13 protein-coding genes are annotated in these 15,976 nt (G+C 30.6%); 1 reads left to right on the forward strand and 12 read right to left on the reverse strand.

What is annotated here, in order from left to right; genetic code table 11:
- Nucleotide 1 precedes the first annotated feature (1 nt).
- Genes FAY47_RS06820 through FAY47_RS06835 form a run of 4 tightly spaced genes read right to left on the reverse strand, consistent with a single transcriptional unit; the run spans nt 2 to nt 3,723 of the window.
- Complete coding sequence (locus FAY47_RS06820; protein WP_143315945.1) at nt 2-790, reverse strand: ABC transporter ATP-binding protein; 789 nt, start codon at nt 788-790, stop codon at nt 2-4.
- Nucleotides 791-1,798 (reverse strand): iron ABC transporter permease, encoded by a 1,008-nt coding sequence (locus FAY47_RS06825; protein WP_143315946.1) that lies wholly within the window; start codon nt 1,796-1,798, stop codon nt 791-793.
- A gap of 1 nt (nt 1,799) precedes the next feature.
- Nucleotides 1,800-2,792, reverse strand: coding sequence for an iron ABC transporter permease (locus FAY47_RS06830; RefSeq protein WP_143315947.1), 993 nt, complete (start codon nt 2,790-2,792; stop codon nt 1,800-1,802).
- Nucleotides 2,779-3,723, reverse strand: coding sequence for an ABC transporter substrate-binding protein (locus FAY47_RS06835; protein ID WP_143315948.1), 945 nt, complete (start codon nt 3,721-3,723; stop codon nt 2,779-2,781). Before FAY47_RS06835 ends, FAY47_RS06830 begins: the two co-directional genes overlap by 14 nt.
- A 235-nt stretch (nt 3,724-3,958) precedes the next feature.
- On the opposite strand from FAY47_RS06835, the gene FAY47_RS06840 reads away from it, so the two are divergent.
- A complete protein-coding gene (locus FAY47_RS06840; protein WP_143315949.1) occupies nt 3,959-4,960 on the forward strand; it encodes an AraC family transcriptional regulator in 1,002 nt (333 codons plus the stop codon).
- A 137-nt stretch (nt 4,961-5,097) separates the two neighbouring features.
- On the opposite strand, the gene FAY47_RS06845 is transcribed toward FAY47_RS06840, so the two are convergent.
- The 8 genes from FAY47_RS06845 to FAY47_RS06875 all read right to left on the reverse strand — a co-directional run bounded on the left by FAY47_RS06845 (nt 5,098) and on the right by FAY47_RS06875 (nt 15,431).
- The gene (locus FAY47_RS06845) at nt 5,098-5,460 is read right to left on the reverse strand and encodes a response regulator (protein WP_143315950.1); all 363 of its coding nucleotides are present in this window, start codon (nt 5,458-5,460) and stop codon (nt 5,098-5,100) included.
- A gap of 54 nt (nt 5,461-5,514) precedes the next feature.
- Entirely contained in the window at nt 5,515-8,361 is a 2,847-nt protein-coding gene (locus tag FAY47_RS06850; protein ID WP_143315951.1) for a response regulator, read from the reverse strand.
- A 16-nt stretch (nt 8,362-8,377) separates the two neighbouring features.
- Entirely contained in the window at nt 8,378-9,448 is a 1,071-nt protein-coding gene (locus tag FAY47_RS06855; protein ID WP_143315952.1) for an HD domain-containing phosphohydrolase, read from the reverse strand.
- A 273-nt stretch (nt 9,449-9,721) separates the two neighbouring features.
- A complete protein-coding gene (locus FAY47_RS06860) occupies nt 9,722-11,110 on the reverse strand; it encodes a 6-phospho-beta-glucosidase (protein ID WP_143315953.1) in 1,389 nt (462 codons plus the stop codon).
- A gap of 179 nt (nt 11,111-11,289) precedes the next feature.
- Nucleotides 11,290-12,150 (reverse strand): MurR/RpiR family transcriptional regulator, encoded by an 861-nt coding sequence (locus FAY47_RS06865; RefSeq protein WP_143315954.1) that lies wholly within the window; start codon nt 12,148-12,150, stop codon nt 11,290-11,292.
- 634 nt (nt 12,151-12,784) lie between these two features.
- On the reverse strand, nt 12,785-12,910 hold the full coding sequence (locus FAY47_RS21175) for a hypothetical protein (protein ID WP_279232044.1): 126 nt from the start codon (nt 12,908-12,910) through the stop codon (nt 12,785-12,787).
- A 72-nt stretch (nt 12,911-12,982) separates the two neighbouring features.
- A complete protein-coding gene (locus FAY47_RS06870; protein WP_185966753.1) occupies nt 12,983-13,282 on the reverse strand; it encodes a CXXX repeat peptide modification system protein in 300 nt (99 codons plus the stop codon).
- Nucleotides 13,275-15,431, reverse strand: coding sequence for a radical SAM peptide maturase, CXXX-repeat target family (locus tag FAY47_RS06875; protein ID WP_143315956.1), 2,157 nt, complete (start codon nt 15,429-15,431; stop codon nt 13,275-13,277). Before FAY47_RS06875 ends, FAY47_RS06870 begins: the two co-directional genes overlap by 8 nt.
- Between the last annotated feature and the right edge of the window lie 545 nt (nt 15,432-15,976).

Here is a 15,976-nt window from a genome sequence, read left to right on the forward strand (position 1 = left end):
TTTATCCCCTTACAAGTTCATAATCTACGCAAATTGGATAACTTTTGTTTTCGCTTAATTGCAACTTAGCATCTATCCCATAAATTTCTTTTAAACTTTCTTTAGTTATTACTTCTTTAGGAGCACCATTACAAATAATTTTCCCCCTCTTTAGCCCGATGATATTACTTGCAAATCTACAAGCATTATTAAGCTCATGAAGAACTATAACAACAGTAATATTTTTCTTTTTATTTAATCTTTCTAGAACCTCCAATACTTCTAATTGATATGACATATCTAAATAAGTTGTTGGCTCATCTAACATAATTATGTCTGTTTCTTGAGCTAAAGTCATTGCAATCCAAGCTCTTTGTCTTTGTCCTCCAGATAAATTTTCTATTTCTCTATCTGCAAAATCTTTAAGACCAGTTTCCTCAATTGCCCAATTAATAACTTCCTTGTCATGACTATTAAGTCCACCTATCATCCTTTGATGTGGAAATCTTCCATATGCAACTAATTCTTTAACAGTAATTCCACTTGGGCAAGTTGGCCCTTGAGGTAAAAATGCAACTTGAGTTGCTATATCTTTTTCTTTTTGTTTTTTAATATTTTTCTCATTAATAAAAATTTCACCACTTTTAGGCTTTATTATCCTAGCTATAGTTTTCAGTAATGTTGATTTTCCACATCCATTTGCTCCAATTATTATACTTAATTCACCCTTTGGAATTGAAAGATTCATATTATCTATTATTAAATTACTTTCATAGGCTACGGATAAATTTTTTACACTAATAGCTTCCATTTATTTCTCCTTCATCATTAAATAAATAAAATATGGTACTCCAAATATTGAAATTGTAATTCCTACTGGTATTTCAATTGGAGAAAATAAATTTCTTGAAACTGCATCTGCAAGTAAAATTATTACTACACTTATTAAAGCAGATATCAAAAGAAAATTTTTATGATAAGGTCCTACCAATTTTCTTGCCATATGAGGACAGATTAATCCTATAAATCCTACATTCCCTGCAAAGGCTGTTGCTCCCCCAGCAAGAATAACCGCATATGTTAAAAACTTTTTTCTTTCTCTATTTAAATTTAGTCCAAGACAAGTTGCATGTTCATCTGAGAAATTCAATACATCTAACTTTTTATAATTTAGTACAGTTAATATAACCATTATAATTACTAGTGGAATTATTATTTTGGCATAGCTCCATCCTGACCCCCAAAGACTTCCTGAGATCCAAACTAAAACTCTATTATAATCACTAACCCCACCTCTAAATGTAAAGAACGTTATAAAGGCATTTAACCCTGCATTTATTCCAAGTCCAATTAACAGCAATCTTCTTGGTCTTATTCTTTCTTTACTTGATAAGAAATAGATTGTAAATGCTGAAATCCCTGCCCCTAAAATAGCCATAAAAGGTAATACATAAATTGATAAGTTTCCAAGCTCACTATAATAATTTGCAGTTTTTAATGAAATAAAAATTACAGCAGCTACTGCCGCCCCTGCATTTATACCAATTATCCCTGGATCAGCTAATTCATTTTTTGTTATAGTCTGTAACAATGCTCCAGCTGTAGATAAAGCTACTCCAACAGATATTCCAACTAACATTCTAGGAATTCTAATATCAAAAAGTGCTGATTTTTGAAATTTTGTTCCCTGTCCTAATATAGTTTTTATAATATCTATAGGTGATATTTTATAAGTTCCCCAGCCTAAATACAAAAGTAGTGATAATGTCAGTAGACTAAATAACATTAAGAATATTATTTTGAAGTTTCTTTTTGCCATATTAGCCTTTCTCCTTTCTTGCTGCCATTATAAAGAATGGCACTCCTATTAGAGCTGTAAATATTCCGATTGGTGTTTCATACGGATTATAGAACATTCTTGCAACAATATCAGAATAAGTTAAAATTACCGCTCCTAGTAAAAAAGAACAAGGTATATTCTTCCTATAATCTTCTCCTAATAATTTTCTTACAATTTGGGGAACTATAAGTCCAACAAATGCAATATTTTTGCCAACGGCTACTGCTGCTGCAGACATTGGTATAATAACAAGTAAAGTTATTAATCTTATTCGTTCTGGATTTTGACCTAGACTTATTGCTACATCATCCCCTAAACTTAACACATTTATTTTATTTGAAAGTAAAATTCCTATTATTAGTCCTATAGTTCCAACTACTGCAACTAATTTAAAATCAGCCCAAGTTGCATTTCTAAAGCCTCCAGCTACCCAAAATGCAATTAACTGAGACTTATTTGATAAAAGTCCTGCAATAGTTGTGAGAGAGATAAAAAATGTACTCATAGCAGTTCCTGCTAGTAGTATTTTTGTGATTGAACTATTATTAGCCTTTTTTGATATAAATCCTATAACTATAATTCCACTAATTAATGCTCCAATCATCGATGCTATCATAACATTTGTAGTAGTTATTGAAATTCCGATTGCATAAAAGATAGCTACAACTAATGTAGCTCCTTGGCTTACACCAAGGAGCGAAGGTTCTGCTATCGGATTTCTTGTAACACCTTGAATCATAGCTCCTGTTACTCCTAAAATCCCACCTGTTAGTAATACAGAAAGTGCTCTCGGAATACGCACATCTCTAATTAGTACAAGATCAAGTTTTTCACTGTAATTAAAGATACTGTGCCATATTTCTGAAATTCCAATTTGGGTAGCTCCTAGACTTACGGCTAGAAACAACCCAATTAATAGAATAAAAATACTACAAACTGTAAAAGTTATTGCACCTTTACTACTTCTTTCCATTTAGCATCTCCATTGCTTCATCTAAAAGTAATTCTCTCCCTACTGAACTATATCCTTGATTAAAGTAAGGTGATGAAGGTAACTTAACAACTTTACCATTTTTCACAGCAGGTAAGCTATTCCATATAGCATTTCCTTCTAAAACCTTTAAATCTTCATCTGTTCCTATAACAAATATATAATCTGCCTTAATTTCTGCTAAACCTTCATAAGTTACTACTGGTAAACTAATGTCACTTTGTTTTGGCATACCTTGAGGCCTACTTAATCCCATATCTCTATATAAGATATTACCAAATCCTGCTCCATCAAATACAAAGAATTGTCCTCCGCTAGCTAAGAAAGAAAGATAAGTTGTATCTTTCCCATAAGTTTCTTTAACCTTATCTCCAACTTCTTTTGCCTTTTTATCATAGTTTTCTAACCAAGTATTTGCAGCTTCTTCTTTATTAAATACTTTCGCTAAAGCCTTAACATCCTCTTTCCAATCTAATGCTTCTAACTTAATCATCACTGTAGGAGCAATATCTCTTAATTGATCATACATTTTTTCTTGTACTGTTGAAATTACGATTAAGTCTGGTTTTAAATTCATTATTGCTTCTACATCCATAGTATCTTGCATACTATAGCCAAGTATTGTAGCATCTTTTAATGTATCTTCTAAATATGTAGGTAGTTTTTTATAATCATATGCATCACTGTTAGCAGTTCCTATTACGTTATATCCTAAAATGGATAAAGTATCACTATTACCACTTAAATCTACTATTCTTTCTGGCTTTTCTGGTATTTCAACCTCTCCTTTAACATCAGTTACCTTAACTGTTTTGGTTTCTTCCTTTACTGTAGAAGTATTCGTACATCCAACGAAAAGCATTGATGTCATACATGCAACTAAAAATGTTTTTAATACTGATTTTTTTGCCATATCTTATCTTCCTTTCAGAATTTATATTCTATCTTTTCTTAACAAAGCAAATTGTACATGATATTCATTATCAATTCAATGTATTCACCTTATTTAATTATTTTTGCATCTTATTTAATTATTTTTACTTGTAAAATCAATAATTATTCAATATACTTATATTATTCTAGTCTTAGATATATTGCCTATTACATGCTATTATAATAATTTAAGGCACCATAGAAGGAGAAATTTTATGATCGTAAAATCTAGCAAAGAATTTAAGTCTGCAGTATTAAATAAATTAGGCTTTAACGAAATCAAAAAAGAAAATTACACTTTATATACAAATAAAAATACTCCTGAGCTTGGTTACCTGATTAGTTTTGCAAGGGAAGGATATTATAACTTAGGTATTGCAGACTACACTATTCCTGAGAACTTTTCTTTATCTTTTGCTAATCCTGAACATTTAATGCGTTTTGGACTAGTCTATAAAGGAATTACAGAATTTAAAATTGAAAATAATCCTGTGTCTTCTTTTACGCCTTCTTCTTTCTTTGTTATTGAAAAAGATTTAAAAGGCCATCAAAAATGGAAAAAAGGACAACATTATCATGGAACCGAAATAACTATATATGAAAAATACTTTACTGAGGTAATAAAACCTAACTTTCCAAATATCATTGATTTTGATTCTTTAATTAAAAATTATACCTATACTTATTTGCCTTTAGAAATTGTAGAGATTATTCACCAGTTGCAAAGTCTAGCAAACAAGAATTCTTTAAATAGTATTTATTTAGAAAGCAAAATACTTGAGTGTATTGCTATTTTAATAAATGAAATTACTAAATCTCCGGAAAATGCTTTTACTAATCAAATTAACTATGGAAACATTAATATTGGCAATAACAGAATAATAAAGTTAACTTCCTCTGATATTCATTCTATTCAAAAAGCTCATGATATTTTATCGAAAAATTATTGTAATCCACCCAATATAGAGAATTTGAGTAAATTAGTATTTTTGAACGAACAAAAGTTGAAAGCAGGATTCTCAAAACACTATCATATGTCCATTGGTGAATATACAAATCATATTAGAATGACTATCGCAGCTAATCTTTTATCTACAACAGATCTAAGCATTGAGGAGATAGCTTATAAAGTAGGTTACAATTACTCTGCAAATTTTTCTAAAATGTTTAGAAAGACCTATGGAAAAACTCCATTACAATTTAGAAAAACAAAATAAAAAATTAAAAACCCTTTGTCAATTAACAAGGGTTTTTCAATAATTATCTTAACCAAAATATATATTTTTTAACTACCAAGTAATATTCCAATAATCATAATAAATAGTAATTTGCTTCAAGAAATATATGTATATTTTTACTTATATTCTTCTAATATCTGCGATAAGGTCTCAGTTTCAAATGGCTTCTTAAGATAACTCTTAGCTCCCAATGCCATACATTCATCTTTATAATTTTCATATCCTGATGCAGATATAACAATTACAACTGCTTCTGGATTAATATTCATTATCTCAGTTAATACATCAATACCATCTCTTCTAACATTAGAAATATTTAAATCTAAGGTAACAATATCCGGTTTTACATTCTTAAAACTTTCTAATGCTTCCTCCTTTGTTGATGCCTCAAAAAACATATACAGCCCATCTTTTTTTATTATCTTTTTCAAAAACATTCGCATATATGATGAATCATCAATTATTAGTACCTTCTTCATCCTAGTCCCCCTTTATATCTTTCAAAAATTATTTACTTATTTCCTAAAGTCCATTTAATAAAATAGATTTTTTATTTCACTAAAACCTTTAATACATTTATCTAATTCTTTTCTAACAGCTGCTTTTTCAAGATTTACGGACAACTCATAAATTGAAGTTATTCTTAAAGTTCCAGCAGATCCTTTTAACTCATGAGTCAACCTCGCTACTTTTTCAAAATCATTTTCATTAATGGCATCGTTAATACCTGTCAGCATATCTGGTAGACATTTTATGTAATCTTCAAATATTTCTTTTGCATCATCTTTACTAAGTCCTGTCTCTTCAATAAAGTAATCAATATTATTATTTATTATACTATTATAATCGGCTACAAACTCTCTCTCTTTAGTATTATCTTCTATTAGCTTAAACATAATATCAAAGTTAATTGGCTTACTAATATAATTATCCATTCCAGATTCAATACACTTTTCATAATCACCTGCCATAGCATTAGCAGTCATGGCAATAATTGTAGTATGCTTTTCACTTCCTTCAATAGCCCTTATTTTACGTGTACTCTCATACCCATCCATTATCGGCATTTGACAATCCATAAATACAACATCATAATCTTTTTCTTTCACCGCTTTAACAGCTTCACTACCATTCACCGTTACATCACAAGTCATTCCACGAGATCTCAGCATGCTTATAACAATTTTACGATTCATTTCATTATCTTCAACTAATAAAATCTTAGGTCTTAATTCATCTTTAACCTCGTTAATCACATACTTCTCTGTCTTTTTATCTTCTTTATCTGCTTTTTTTAAATTTAATGCTATTGCAATACAATTTAACAGATCGTCTCTTTTAACTGGTTTAGTCAAATAAGACGAAAAGCCATATTTCTTGGCAGCAATGCCATCTCCTCTTTGAGTTGAAGAAGTTAAAAGTATTAGTTTAATATCCTTTGCAAATGGTATTGTTTTTAATGTAGTTGCAAGTTCATAACCATTCATTCCTGACATTTGATAATCTATAACAGCAATATTTATTTTATTTTCTGTATTTGCATTTGAAAGTATTGTAGTAATAGCACTAGTAGCATCTTCAGCTTCAAATATTTTAAGTCCGGTTTCACGAATATATGAACTAATAACTTTTCTGCTATTACCATTACCATCAACAATCAAGATATTTATATTATTAAACTTTTCGAAATCAAATTTCTGCTTACAGACTCTTTTTCCTATCTGTAATCTCACATTAAATTTAAATACTGACCCTTCACCCAGTATACTCTCAACAGAAATTTCACCACCCATCAATTTAACTAATTCGCTAGATATAGCTAGTCCTAATCCAGTTCCTCCATATTTCCTAGTGGTTGAAGTATCTGCTTGACTAAAAGATTTGAAAATCTTACTGACATCCTCAGTACGAATTCCAATGCCAGTATCCTTCACTTCAAAATTAAGCAAGGCTACTTCATTCTCTTCCTCTAAATAATCAACAGCAACTGAAATTTCACCACTTTCAGTAAATTTGACTGCATTGCTTATAAGATTATTTAATATCTGCTTAAGCCTTGATGGATCTCCAATAACTTCTTCTGGAACTTTAGAATCAATCATTGAATAAAGATCTAGTCCCTTTTCTGTAGCCTGGGGAACATGAAGTGAAACAGAATCTTCAATAGTAGTTCTTAAATTAAATTTAATTTGTTCCATGACTAATTTTTTAGCTTCAATCTTAGAAAAGTCTAATATATCATTGATAAGACATAACAATACATCTGAAACAGATTTGGCTTCACGTATAAATTCTTTTTGCTCTAATGACAAATCAGTTGATTGTAAAAGCTCAAGAAATCCAAATATCCCATTCATTGGTGTTCTTATTTCATGAGACATATTGGCAAGGAATTGGCTCTTTGCAATATTTGCTGCTTCTGCTTGCTCTTTTGCCTTATATAACTCAATTTCTGCCAAACGTTTTTCAGTAATATCTTCAGCAGTGCAAATAAGATATTTAATATTACCTGCTTTATCCCATTGCGGTTTACTCTTAATTTGAAGTATTCTATCTTCACCCTTCCAATTCTTAACTTCAAGTTCCATTTCCGCTGGTTCATTCTGTTGAAACAATTTCCAACTAACTTCAGAAAACTTATTTGCAGTATCTATATCAAATATATCATATAGGTCTTGATATTCTAAATCACTTTTCTTCTTCCCAAAAAACTTTGCATGAGCTTCATTAACAGTGGCATAAGAAGTAACATTTTTCAAAGCCCAAAGCTGAGATTCTGAATTATTAAGCAAAATAGCTTGTCCATTAAGTATTGATTCATATTCTTTTTCCTTTAGCAGCCTTACTCTTGTATATGAAAAAACCTTTGAAATATTTATTAATATTTTGATTTGTTCCTCTTCCCATTTCATAGGTTTTTCTAGACTTTCATAACCTATAAACCCGACTAATTCTTTATCACTTTTTAATGGAATCGCTAAAAAAGATTTTATTTTCTCTATACTGAAAGCTTCTTTCTCAAATATTGCTTCAGAAGAAAGTTCCTCTACACTATCTATTGCGACAAAATCATTATTCTTAATCTTACGAAACAACCATGGAAGAGCATAAACAACTTCTTCTTGCATACTTTCTCTTTTGGGTCTTATACATTCTCTATTCCACTGGCATTCTATTTTCATAAAAGTAGGATCTTTTGAAAAATAATATATATAAACTCTATCTAAGTTAAAAAACAAACCAATTTCTTCTAATGTCTTTTTTAACTCATCATGATAATTAATACGATCTACATCAAAAAACTTCTGAAAAATGTTATTAATTAGTTTTAAATAATCACTAGAATGTCTTATATTCATATAACTTCCTCTATTACTCATAAACTCCCTCCAAAACTTAAATATCACAGTTTTTTATAATAAAAAGAGTTAATTCCGCTAATAAATCAATTTCATAAGGTTCTGAAAGCATATTGCCATCTTTATCATATATAACTTTTACTACAGGCCTCATTGGCATGGAATTATTCTGCTTTACTACCAACCCTTTTTCCTTTGAACTTAAAATAACTCCACTTCCTGTTGGAAAAGCAGCTATATTCATTGTAAATTTTCTCACCATTTCTTCATCAAAATAAATATTACTCATCCCTACAAGATATTCAATAACCTCATATACAGTTCGACATTGCTCCGTGCCTCTACCAGCTATTAAATTATCAAAAACATCACAGATGGATACTATCTTTGCTATTTGATTTATTTCATCACCCTTTAGCTTAAATGGATAACCACTACCATCACTTCTCTCATGATGCATTAATGCAGCTACTTTAACATATGCATTCCAAACATATTGCTCTCCTAAAAAATCATACCCAACCTTTGGATGCATAAGTTCAATATATTGATCTAATTCTTCCTTAGTCTTAAACTGCGATAAAATTTTCTTGTCATTTAGAATTTTCACTTTACCTATATCATGGAGTAATGCACCTGTTGCTATATCTCTAAGTTTTACCATATTGTATCCCATATGTGTTCCTATTATTGTAGACAACACACAAACATTTACTGAATGTGAATATATATTATTATCACTTGCACTTATTTCAGAAACGTTTGTCAAAACATTTTTATTGGAAAGTACATCTTCAATAACTGAATTTACCGAATTCATAACACTGTTATTATCAGTTTTTCCTTCCCTACAATATTTTTCAACCATTTCCTTAACCGCATGTTTCCCCATTTGCCTTGTCTTTTCAGAAATGCTTTCTTCAATAACTACATTTTTTGACATATCATCGTCAATATATACTGAATTAATTCCAAGTTCTTTAATTCTTTCAATATAATAAGGCCTAAGTTTTACGTTAGCACCAAGTAAAACTCTGCCTGATTCATCATAAATCTGCCTTCCAAGTATTTCATCTCCCTTAAGGCTGGAGACACTGACAATTCTCATATAAACCTCCATAAGTAATAACTACGCTAAAAAATGTCATGCTCTTACCAAGTAGTTAACTAAGAGCAATAAGTATCAATTCTTAATTAAAATATTAGCATATTCCCATAACTTTTACTACATAAGTTCAACATACGTTCCCACTATTATAACAGTGAATATCTTTTAATTTACGCTACCCACTTGAGTAAAAAAGGTCAATATACATTAACTATTAAGATAATATATATTGACCTACTTTACTACTAATATAATTAAACTCACAAAACTATTTTAGTGCCCGTTTTTCATCAAATCTACTACAACAGGATCCTTTGATGCTATGCCTTGTGCCTTTAGCTCCCTAATCTTTTCTTTAAATTGTGGAAGATACTTTTCATGCGCTACTAATAATTCATTTAATACTCCTATCGCTTCACTTCCCTTTTGAACTAATGGATTTATTGTAAATGCCTGCAATGCCATTCCATAATCACCGGATAATGCAGCACTTATTGTGCATTCTTCCATTGCTTTCATAACTTGAAGTTGGCCTTTTTCAAAGGATCCCATCTCTCCCCATGCAATTGGTTCTGCCCCATTAGCAGAAATTAATGAAGAAACTTCAACTATAGAATCCGAATCAAGACAAGGTATAGCCCCATTATTTTCAGTACTTACAACCATATGAATTCTCTTATTATTATATATTGCACTTATACATTCACAAGCTGCGTCACTATAATATGCACCACCACGCTTTTGAAGCTCTTCAGGCTTTTTATTTAAGTCTGGATTCCTATACACTTCAAAGAGTGCTGCCTCTACCTCTTTCATCTGTTCTGCACGAGTTCCACCTTTTTTGAAATCTTCTATACTATGTTCTAGCATCTCTTTTTCTGAATAGTAATAACGATGATATCCACAAGGCAATAAATTTACAGAATGTAATAACTCTAATGAAAATTCAGCTTGAAAGATATTTACTGGAGTTCCCCCTTCCTTTTCGTTGATATGTTCTATTAACTTATCTGTTATCTCTTTTCCATCTTCATCAAAAACCTTATGCCAATGGAAATGATTTAAACCAGCAAACCGATAATTTAATTGTGATAAATCCTTTCCAACAATTTTGGGTTCACTCATCATTGAAACTACTGGAACATTACATAGACCAATACACTTTTTCCATCCAAAATGTTTAATAACTGCTTCTGTAATAATTCCACTAGGATTAGTAAAATTGATTAGCCATGCATCTGGACATAACTCTTCCATATCCTCAACAATATCTTTTATTACAGGAATTGTCCTAAAGGCCTTAAACATTCCACCAGCTCCATTTGTTTCTTGACCTAACATTCCATGCAGGGCTGGTATTCTTTCATCTTTAATTCTTGCATCTAATAATCCTACTCTAAATTGTGTTGTTACAAAATCTGCACCTCTTAATGCTTCTTTTCTATTTAATGTTGTAAACACTTTAACATTATAAGGAGTTGCATCCCACATACGCTGAGCTAGTTTTCCAACAATCTCTAACTTCTCTTTTCCATCTTCTATATCAACTAACCATATTTCACTTATTGGAAGTTCATCGTATCTCTTAATAAACCCTTCCATTAGTTCCGGTGTATAGCTGCTTCCTCCTCCAATTGTTACGATTTTTATAGCCTTCTCCATAATATCCCTCCATAAACTATTTTACTTATAATATATTTATTAAAGTCTTATTCGTCTATAGAAGCATAATATTCTGATTCTTTTTTCTAAATATTATTATTCTAAACATATTTTTTTGAAACTTTCTGAAACTTTCCATTTAAAATATAAAAAGCTCATCTCTTAGATATAATATTTAGTTACTCATTAATCTTTCTGTCGTCAACCACACCAGTAACTTTTTGAATATAATCAATATTTTTTTCATAATCTATTTTAAAAATGCAACTAAAAACAACATCTAGCATATACTGCATTGCAATATGAGATGAAAACTGAGATATTCTATTCCTCAAGTTTTCTCTATCACTTATATACAGATGATACTTTATGTAATTTGGAACAACGCTAGTTCCCACTCTTCCTATCCAGATTACTTCTACTCCATTTTCATGTAACACTTCTACAATAGAAGGTAAAAAAGTTGCTTTTCCAGAATATGATAATATCAGAGCTACATGTTTTTTACTTGATGCAGTTGCTGTACAACGCTGTTCATAAGAGGATCTTGGACAATTAACCATTCTACCAATTGAACGCATTTTATCCTGAAAATTCTCTGCTACATTAATATTATGTGCATGAGTATATATATCAATAACTTCTGCATTATGTAATAATACTACAGCTTTATGCAATTCCTCCACATTAATAGAATTATAAGTATCCGTTATTGAGGCTTCATATAGCTTTAATAACTTTTGAGCTATTATTCCCTGAGTATCATTTGATGCAAAAGGAAAATTAACATCAATTTCTTCTTTCCTTTTCCCATCTTCTACAATATCTTGAACAAGCTTTACTTTAAGTTCATTAAATCCATCAACCCTAATTTTTTTGCAAAACCTATGAATTGCAGATTTTGATACAAAAGTCTTTTCAGAAAGATCTTGAATAGACAATTTTTGAACTTGTTCTTTATTTCTCAGAATATATTGTGCTAATTGATTTTCTGTTGGGGTTAAATTATCACAGCATTTTATCATATTCTCTATTGTCATAATTATATCTCCTAATTCATTTTGTTTCAGTTTTTCCACTGTGGCTTAGTATTTACAAAACAATATATTTTTCTTTTATTTAATAATAAGTACTTTAAAAGTACAATTCAAGGAAAATTATTTACACTTATAGCTCAGGGCGACTCTCACAGTACATATCAATATAATAAGTATCAAATCTCTTTAAACTCGAATCACGCATAGCCTGAATAAGATCTGCTTCCTTTCCTGCAATCTGTGGTGTGAATTTTGTTCAACTAACTACATCTTCACGTTTTTACTATTGTAATTTCAAATGTTATTGAATCTATTACTTCCTAACGGTATTTTGTTTTAAAACATACTAAAAAATCATCTTTCCTAATTTATATACCTTAGGTAATTTCTTTTTCGATTAAGAACTTGAATTATCACCAAAAATTTTTCAGCAAGCTTCCACTCTCTGTAATGCACCTGCCACCTTCCAATTATTGTTGAATCTTCACCTCTAAATTAATCTAAGGTTTTTTAAAGGAGTGCCGCTAATAATCTTGCGACACTCCTTTTATTTAAACATAACAATACTCACAAATAGTAGTACTTACTTTACAATTTTATTTCTTATAAATAATTATCGTAAATTTATATACTTTTATTAACCAATGTCGATGACATTACCACCATAACAAGAAAACATACAACTACCCTTACAAGGTATACAACCACGTCCTTTTATACTTTCTCCTTTTTCACCGATTTTTTTACTAAACAAATGTTTCATTAAAATCACCCTTTCTATAATAACTTTTTCAATCTACTATTTGCTGCATTATTATGTTAAAAACTAAATAACTTACTCACTTTGTTGTACTATAAAAATCTCAGATGTATTAAAGTCAATCTTACATCGCGCTTCATCACCAATCTTCCAATGGTATTTTTCAGTTATATCAGACATCCATTTTTTATATGCTACTTGATTTTTTTCTAGGTCAGCTACTATTCTGATGTGTAAATCTTTTTTTTCTTCATCCGAATATGGTTGGCTATCCAATGCATCCATAAGCTCCTCTAAGGCCCACTTTCTCTCTAACAGCATTAAAATTTCTTCCCTCTCATTTAGCTTTAGATTCCCTAGTTTTTCTTTAAACACCTTCAACACTCCTAACATTATTTAATAACTTATCAAGAGGATCAATGTAGTCTATTGGTCCAATAATTTCTTCACTAGATATAATTTTTTGTTTGTTTAATTCTAACTGTAGTTCTCTTGATTTGTTTCTTTCAATATTGCTAATTACACACTGTATCTTTGATGGAGTATTTATCTCCCCTGTAAGCTTTTTATTGAGGTATTTGCATCTCCTACAGTGGTAAGCATCACAACTTGAACATATAGGTGCATTCTTTAACTCAAGTAGATAATTATTTTTTATGTGTATTCCATTAACTAAATCACCTATATAGTCGTCAGGGTTGTTAAAATAAAATGCAGCACATATATAAATTTTCCCATTTGGAGCAAGCGTAAATGTATTTTCCCCTGCATCACAATTACACATATCGTTTAAATCCAATCTATCTGTAAGTACATTGATTTCTAAAGGATTTTCATTCTTATAAGTATCAATTACAAAACTTTTAAGGTTATCCAACTGCTCCCTATATACATCTATATCACAAGTAACCCATTTATCTATATTTTCTAATACTACATTTATCCTTGAAACAGCTGGATAGATTTTTCTAACAAATTCATTCAATTTATCTATATTAGCTCTGGATATTAGAAGGATGCAATTTCCTTCAAATCCCGTAGGAATTTTTGTATTATTGTCACATATAACAATTGTATTTTCCGATATTTTATTTGCTTTTCCATCTACAATATTAATCCATTCTGTACTTTCATCCTTTAAGGTTCCTAGTATAACAGGTGTGAAGTTGTTTTTTTCGCAAAACTTCAGTCCTTCATCAAACATCTGCTTGTCCATAACATTAGATGTGTTTCGCCAGTTTCTATATGTACAGTGTGGCGTAATATCATCTGATGTAATTATCTGCATATATGCAGCATTGGAATCTTCTTCATAGGTCTCCTTCATGCTTTCTCTATATCTTTTCCTTGGCGATACAATCCCCGTAACTTTTTCAAATTTATTCCAGAAATATTCACAAGCTCGAACATTAGCTTTATGCATTTTACAGTTAAAAGTAGCTCTTTGATATATTGTATCTGTATCTGCCGCATCGTAATCAAAACCTGTACACCATGCACAGCCACTTGCTACTTCACAATTCACGCACTCTTCTTTGCTCTGAGACTCTAAATTTAATGCTTGGAAAGGTCTTATCATATCCTGATTTATACCATTATCCATATCCCCTATGCATAAACCCTTATGATTATTTAAAGTAAAATCAAGAAATCTAAGACAAGGAAAAAACCTTCCTTGATAGTCTATTGCAAGCATTTTACCTGCCCCGCAATAATTCTTCTTTAAATCCTCTTTTCTTAAAGGGAATCCTATTGAAGGAGAAAAAAATCTTACTGAATATTCTCTCCATAAATCTTTTTCTAATATATAATCTGCAAGTTCTTTTAACTGATTCTCAAATATCAGATCATCGCCTTCATGCCAAACATCCTCAAACACTACATTTGCAGTAACAGTCTTTATACCATTTTCCCATAAGCTTATAATACTATCCTTAAGATATAAGAGGTCCTCGTGGGCAAAAGTTGACTTAGTTACAGATCCCGGAAATTGCTTTAACCACAAAGGAACATTTTTCATTACATTATCGTATGACCCATCCCCATGAAGATTTACCCTTTGCATGTCATGCTTTATTTTATTTCCGTCAACACTTAACCCTATAGAAAGATGTCCTCTGTTCTTTTTAATATATTTTTGTACTGCCGGAGTATCATATAGAATTCCATTACTTGAGAAATTAAACCTGAAACTATTAAACCAAGGATGGTCAAGTATATACATTTGAAATTTAATATAATCAGTTATTTGGTCAATCAAATCAATTTCTAAAAATGGTTCACCCCCCACAAATTCCCACACGACAGCTTCTTCATCAAATATCTCTCTATTCTGAAGTATATAATCAACGGTTTTTTTTGCAGTTTCAAAGCTCATTTTATTTTTAGTGTTTTTTCCAGTCATATAGCAGTATTTACATGCAAGATTGCACTCCTCTGTAACTGAAAAAGTTATTGTTTTAGCTAAGCTTTCTTTCCATGATTCTCTCATCTCTCCCATCATAACTTTGCTTTTTGAATTCATAAATTAATCACCTTCCTATTTATCTAAAATTGACCATTAGTAAAATCCCACACACTCATTATTTATGCGAATTTACAAGGTATGACAAACTTCTTTATCACTATAATTTATAGAAACAATTTATCCTTACTGGATTTTTAATCGTTTTCCGAAACACTTTGACAACAATATCCTGGCACATACCCATGCAACTTTCCAATAATCGTAACAGTAAATATTTCAAGGAGAATTATGCGTTCTGTACAGGATGCAAGCGTTACCATTCCAGATTTAAGAACACAGGCCTGAAACCGTATGTGGATAAGAAATAAAGTTTCTGTTGCCAAACTTAATATCATTGCCCACATCAGTTTGCTGACAATAATAGCTGATGTTATCACTCAATCTGGACAGTCCTACTGAAAACTAAAATCAGTAAAACAAACTGCTTGTCCCAAATTGGAATGATCTATAATCACTTTTCGTAAGTTTGAGATTTACGTTAGCTTTCCTATGCCTTAATCTTAACCAGTTCAACCTGTGATAAGACTTCACTTTTTAATCAG

Origin of the sequence: Clostridium sp. HBUAS56017, from assembly GCF_007115085.1 — a bacterium.
In the GTDB taxonomy this organism is placed as follows: Bacteria; Bacillota; Clostridia; order Clostridiales; family Clostridiaceae; genus Clostridium; species Clostridium cibarium.

Coding starts and splice junctions, on each gene's coding strand:
- FAY47_RS06820 (WP_143315945.1), bottom strand. CDS start 790: ATGGAAGCTATTAGTGTAAAAAATTTATCCGTAGCCTATGAAAGTAAT.
- FAY47_RS06825 (WP_143315946.1), bottom strand. CDS start 1,798: ATGGCAAAAAGAAACTTCAAAATAATATTCTTAATGTTATTTAGTCTA.
- FAY47_RS06830 (WP_143315947.1), bottom strand. CDS start 2,792: ATGGAAAGAAGTAGTAAAGGTGCAATAACTTTTACAGTTTGTAGTATT.
- FAY47_RS06835 (WP_143315948.1), bottom strand. CDS start 3,723: ATGGCAAAAAAATCAGTATTAAAAACATTTTTAGTTGCATGTATGACA.
- FAY47_RS06840 (WP_143315949.1), top strand. CDS start 3,959: ATGATCGTAAAATCTAGCAAAGAATTTAAGTCTGCAGTATTAAATAAA.
- FAY47_RS06845 (WP_143315950.1), bottom strand. CDS start 5,460: ATGAAGAAGGTACTAATAATTGATGATTCATCATATATGCGAATGTTT.
- FAY47_RS06850 (WP_143315951.1), bottom strand. CDS start 8,361: ATGAGTAATAGAGGAAGTTATATGAATATAAGACATTCTAGTGATTAT.
- FAY47_RS06855 (WP_143315952.1), bottom strand. CDS start 9,448: ATGAGAATTGTCAGTGTCTCCAGCCTTAAGGGAGATGAAATACTTGGA.
- FAY47_RS06860 (WP_143315953.1), bottom strand. CDS start 11,110: ATGGAGAAGGCTATAAAAATCGTAACAATTGGAGGAGGAAGCAGCTAT.
- FAY47_RS06865 (WP_143315954.1), bottom strand. CDS start 12,150: ATGACAATAGAGAATATGATAAAATGCTGTGATAATTTAACCCCAACA.
- FAY47_RS21175 (WP_279232044.1), bottom strand. CDS start 12,910: ATGAAACATTTGTTTAGTAAAAAAATCGGTGAAAAAGGAGAAAGTATA.
- FAY47_RS06875 (WP_143315956.1), bottom strand. CDS start 15,431: ATGAATTCAAAAAGCAAAGTTATGATGGGAGAGATGAGAGAATCATGG.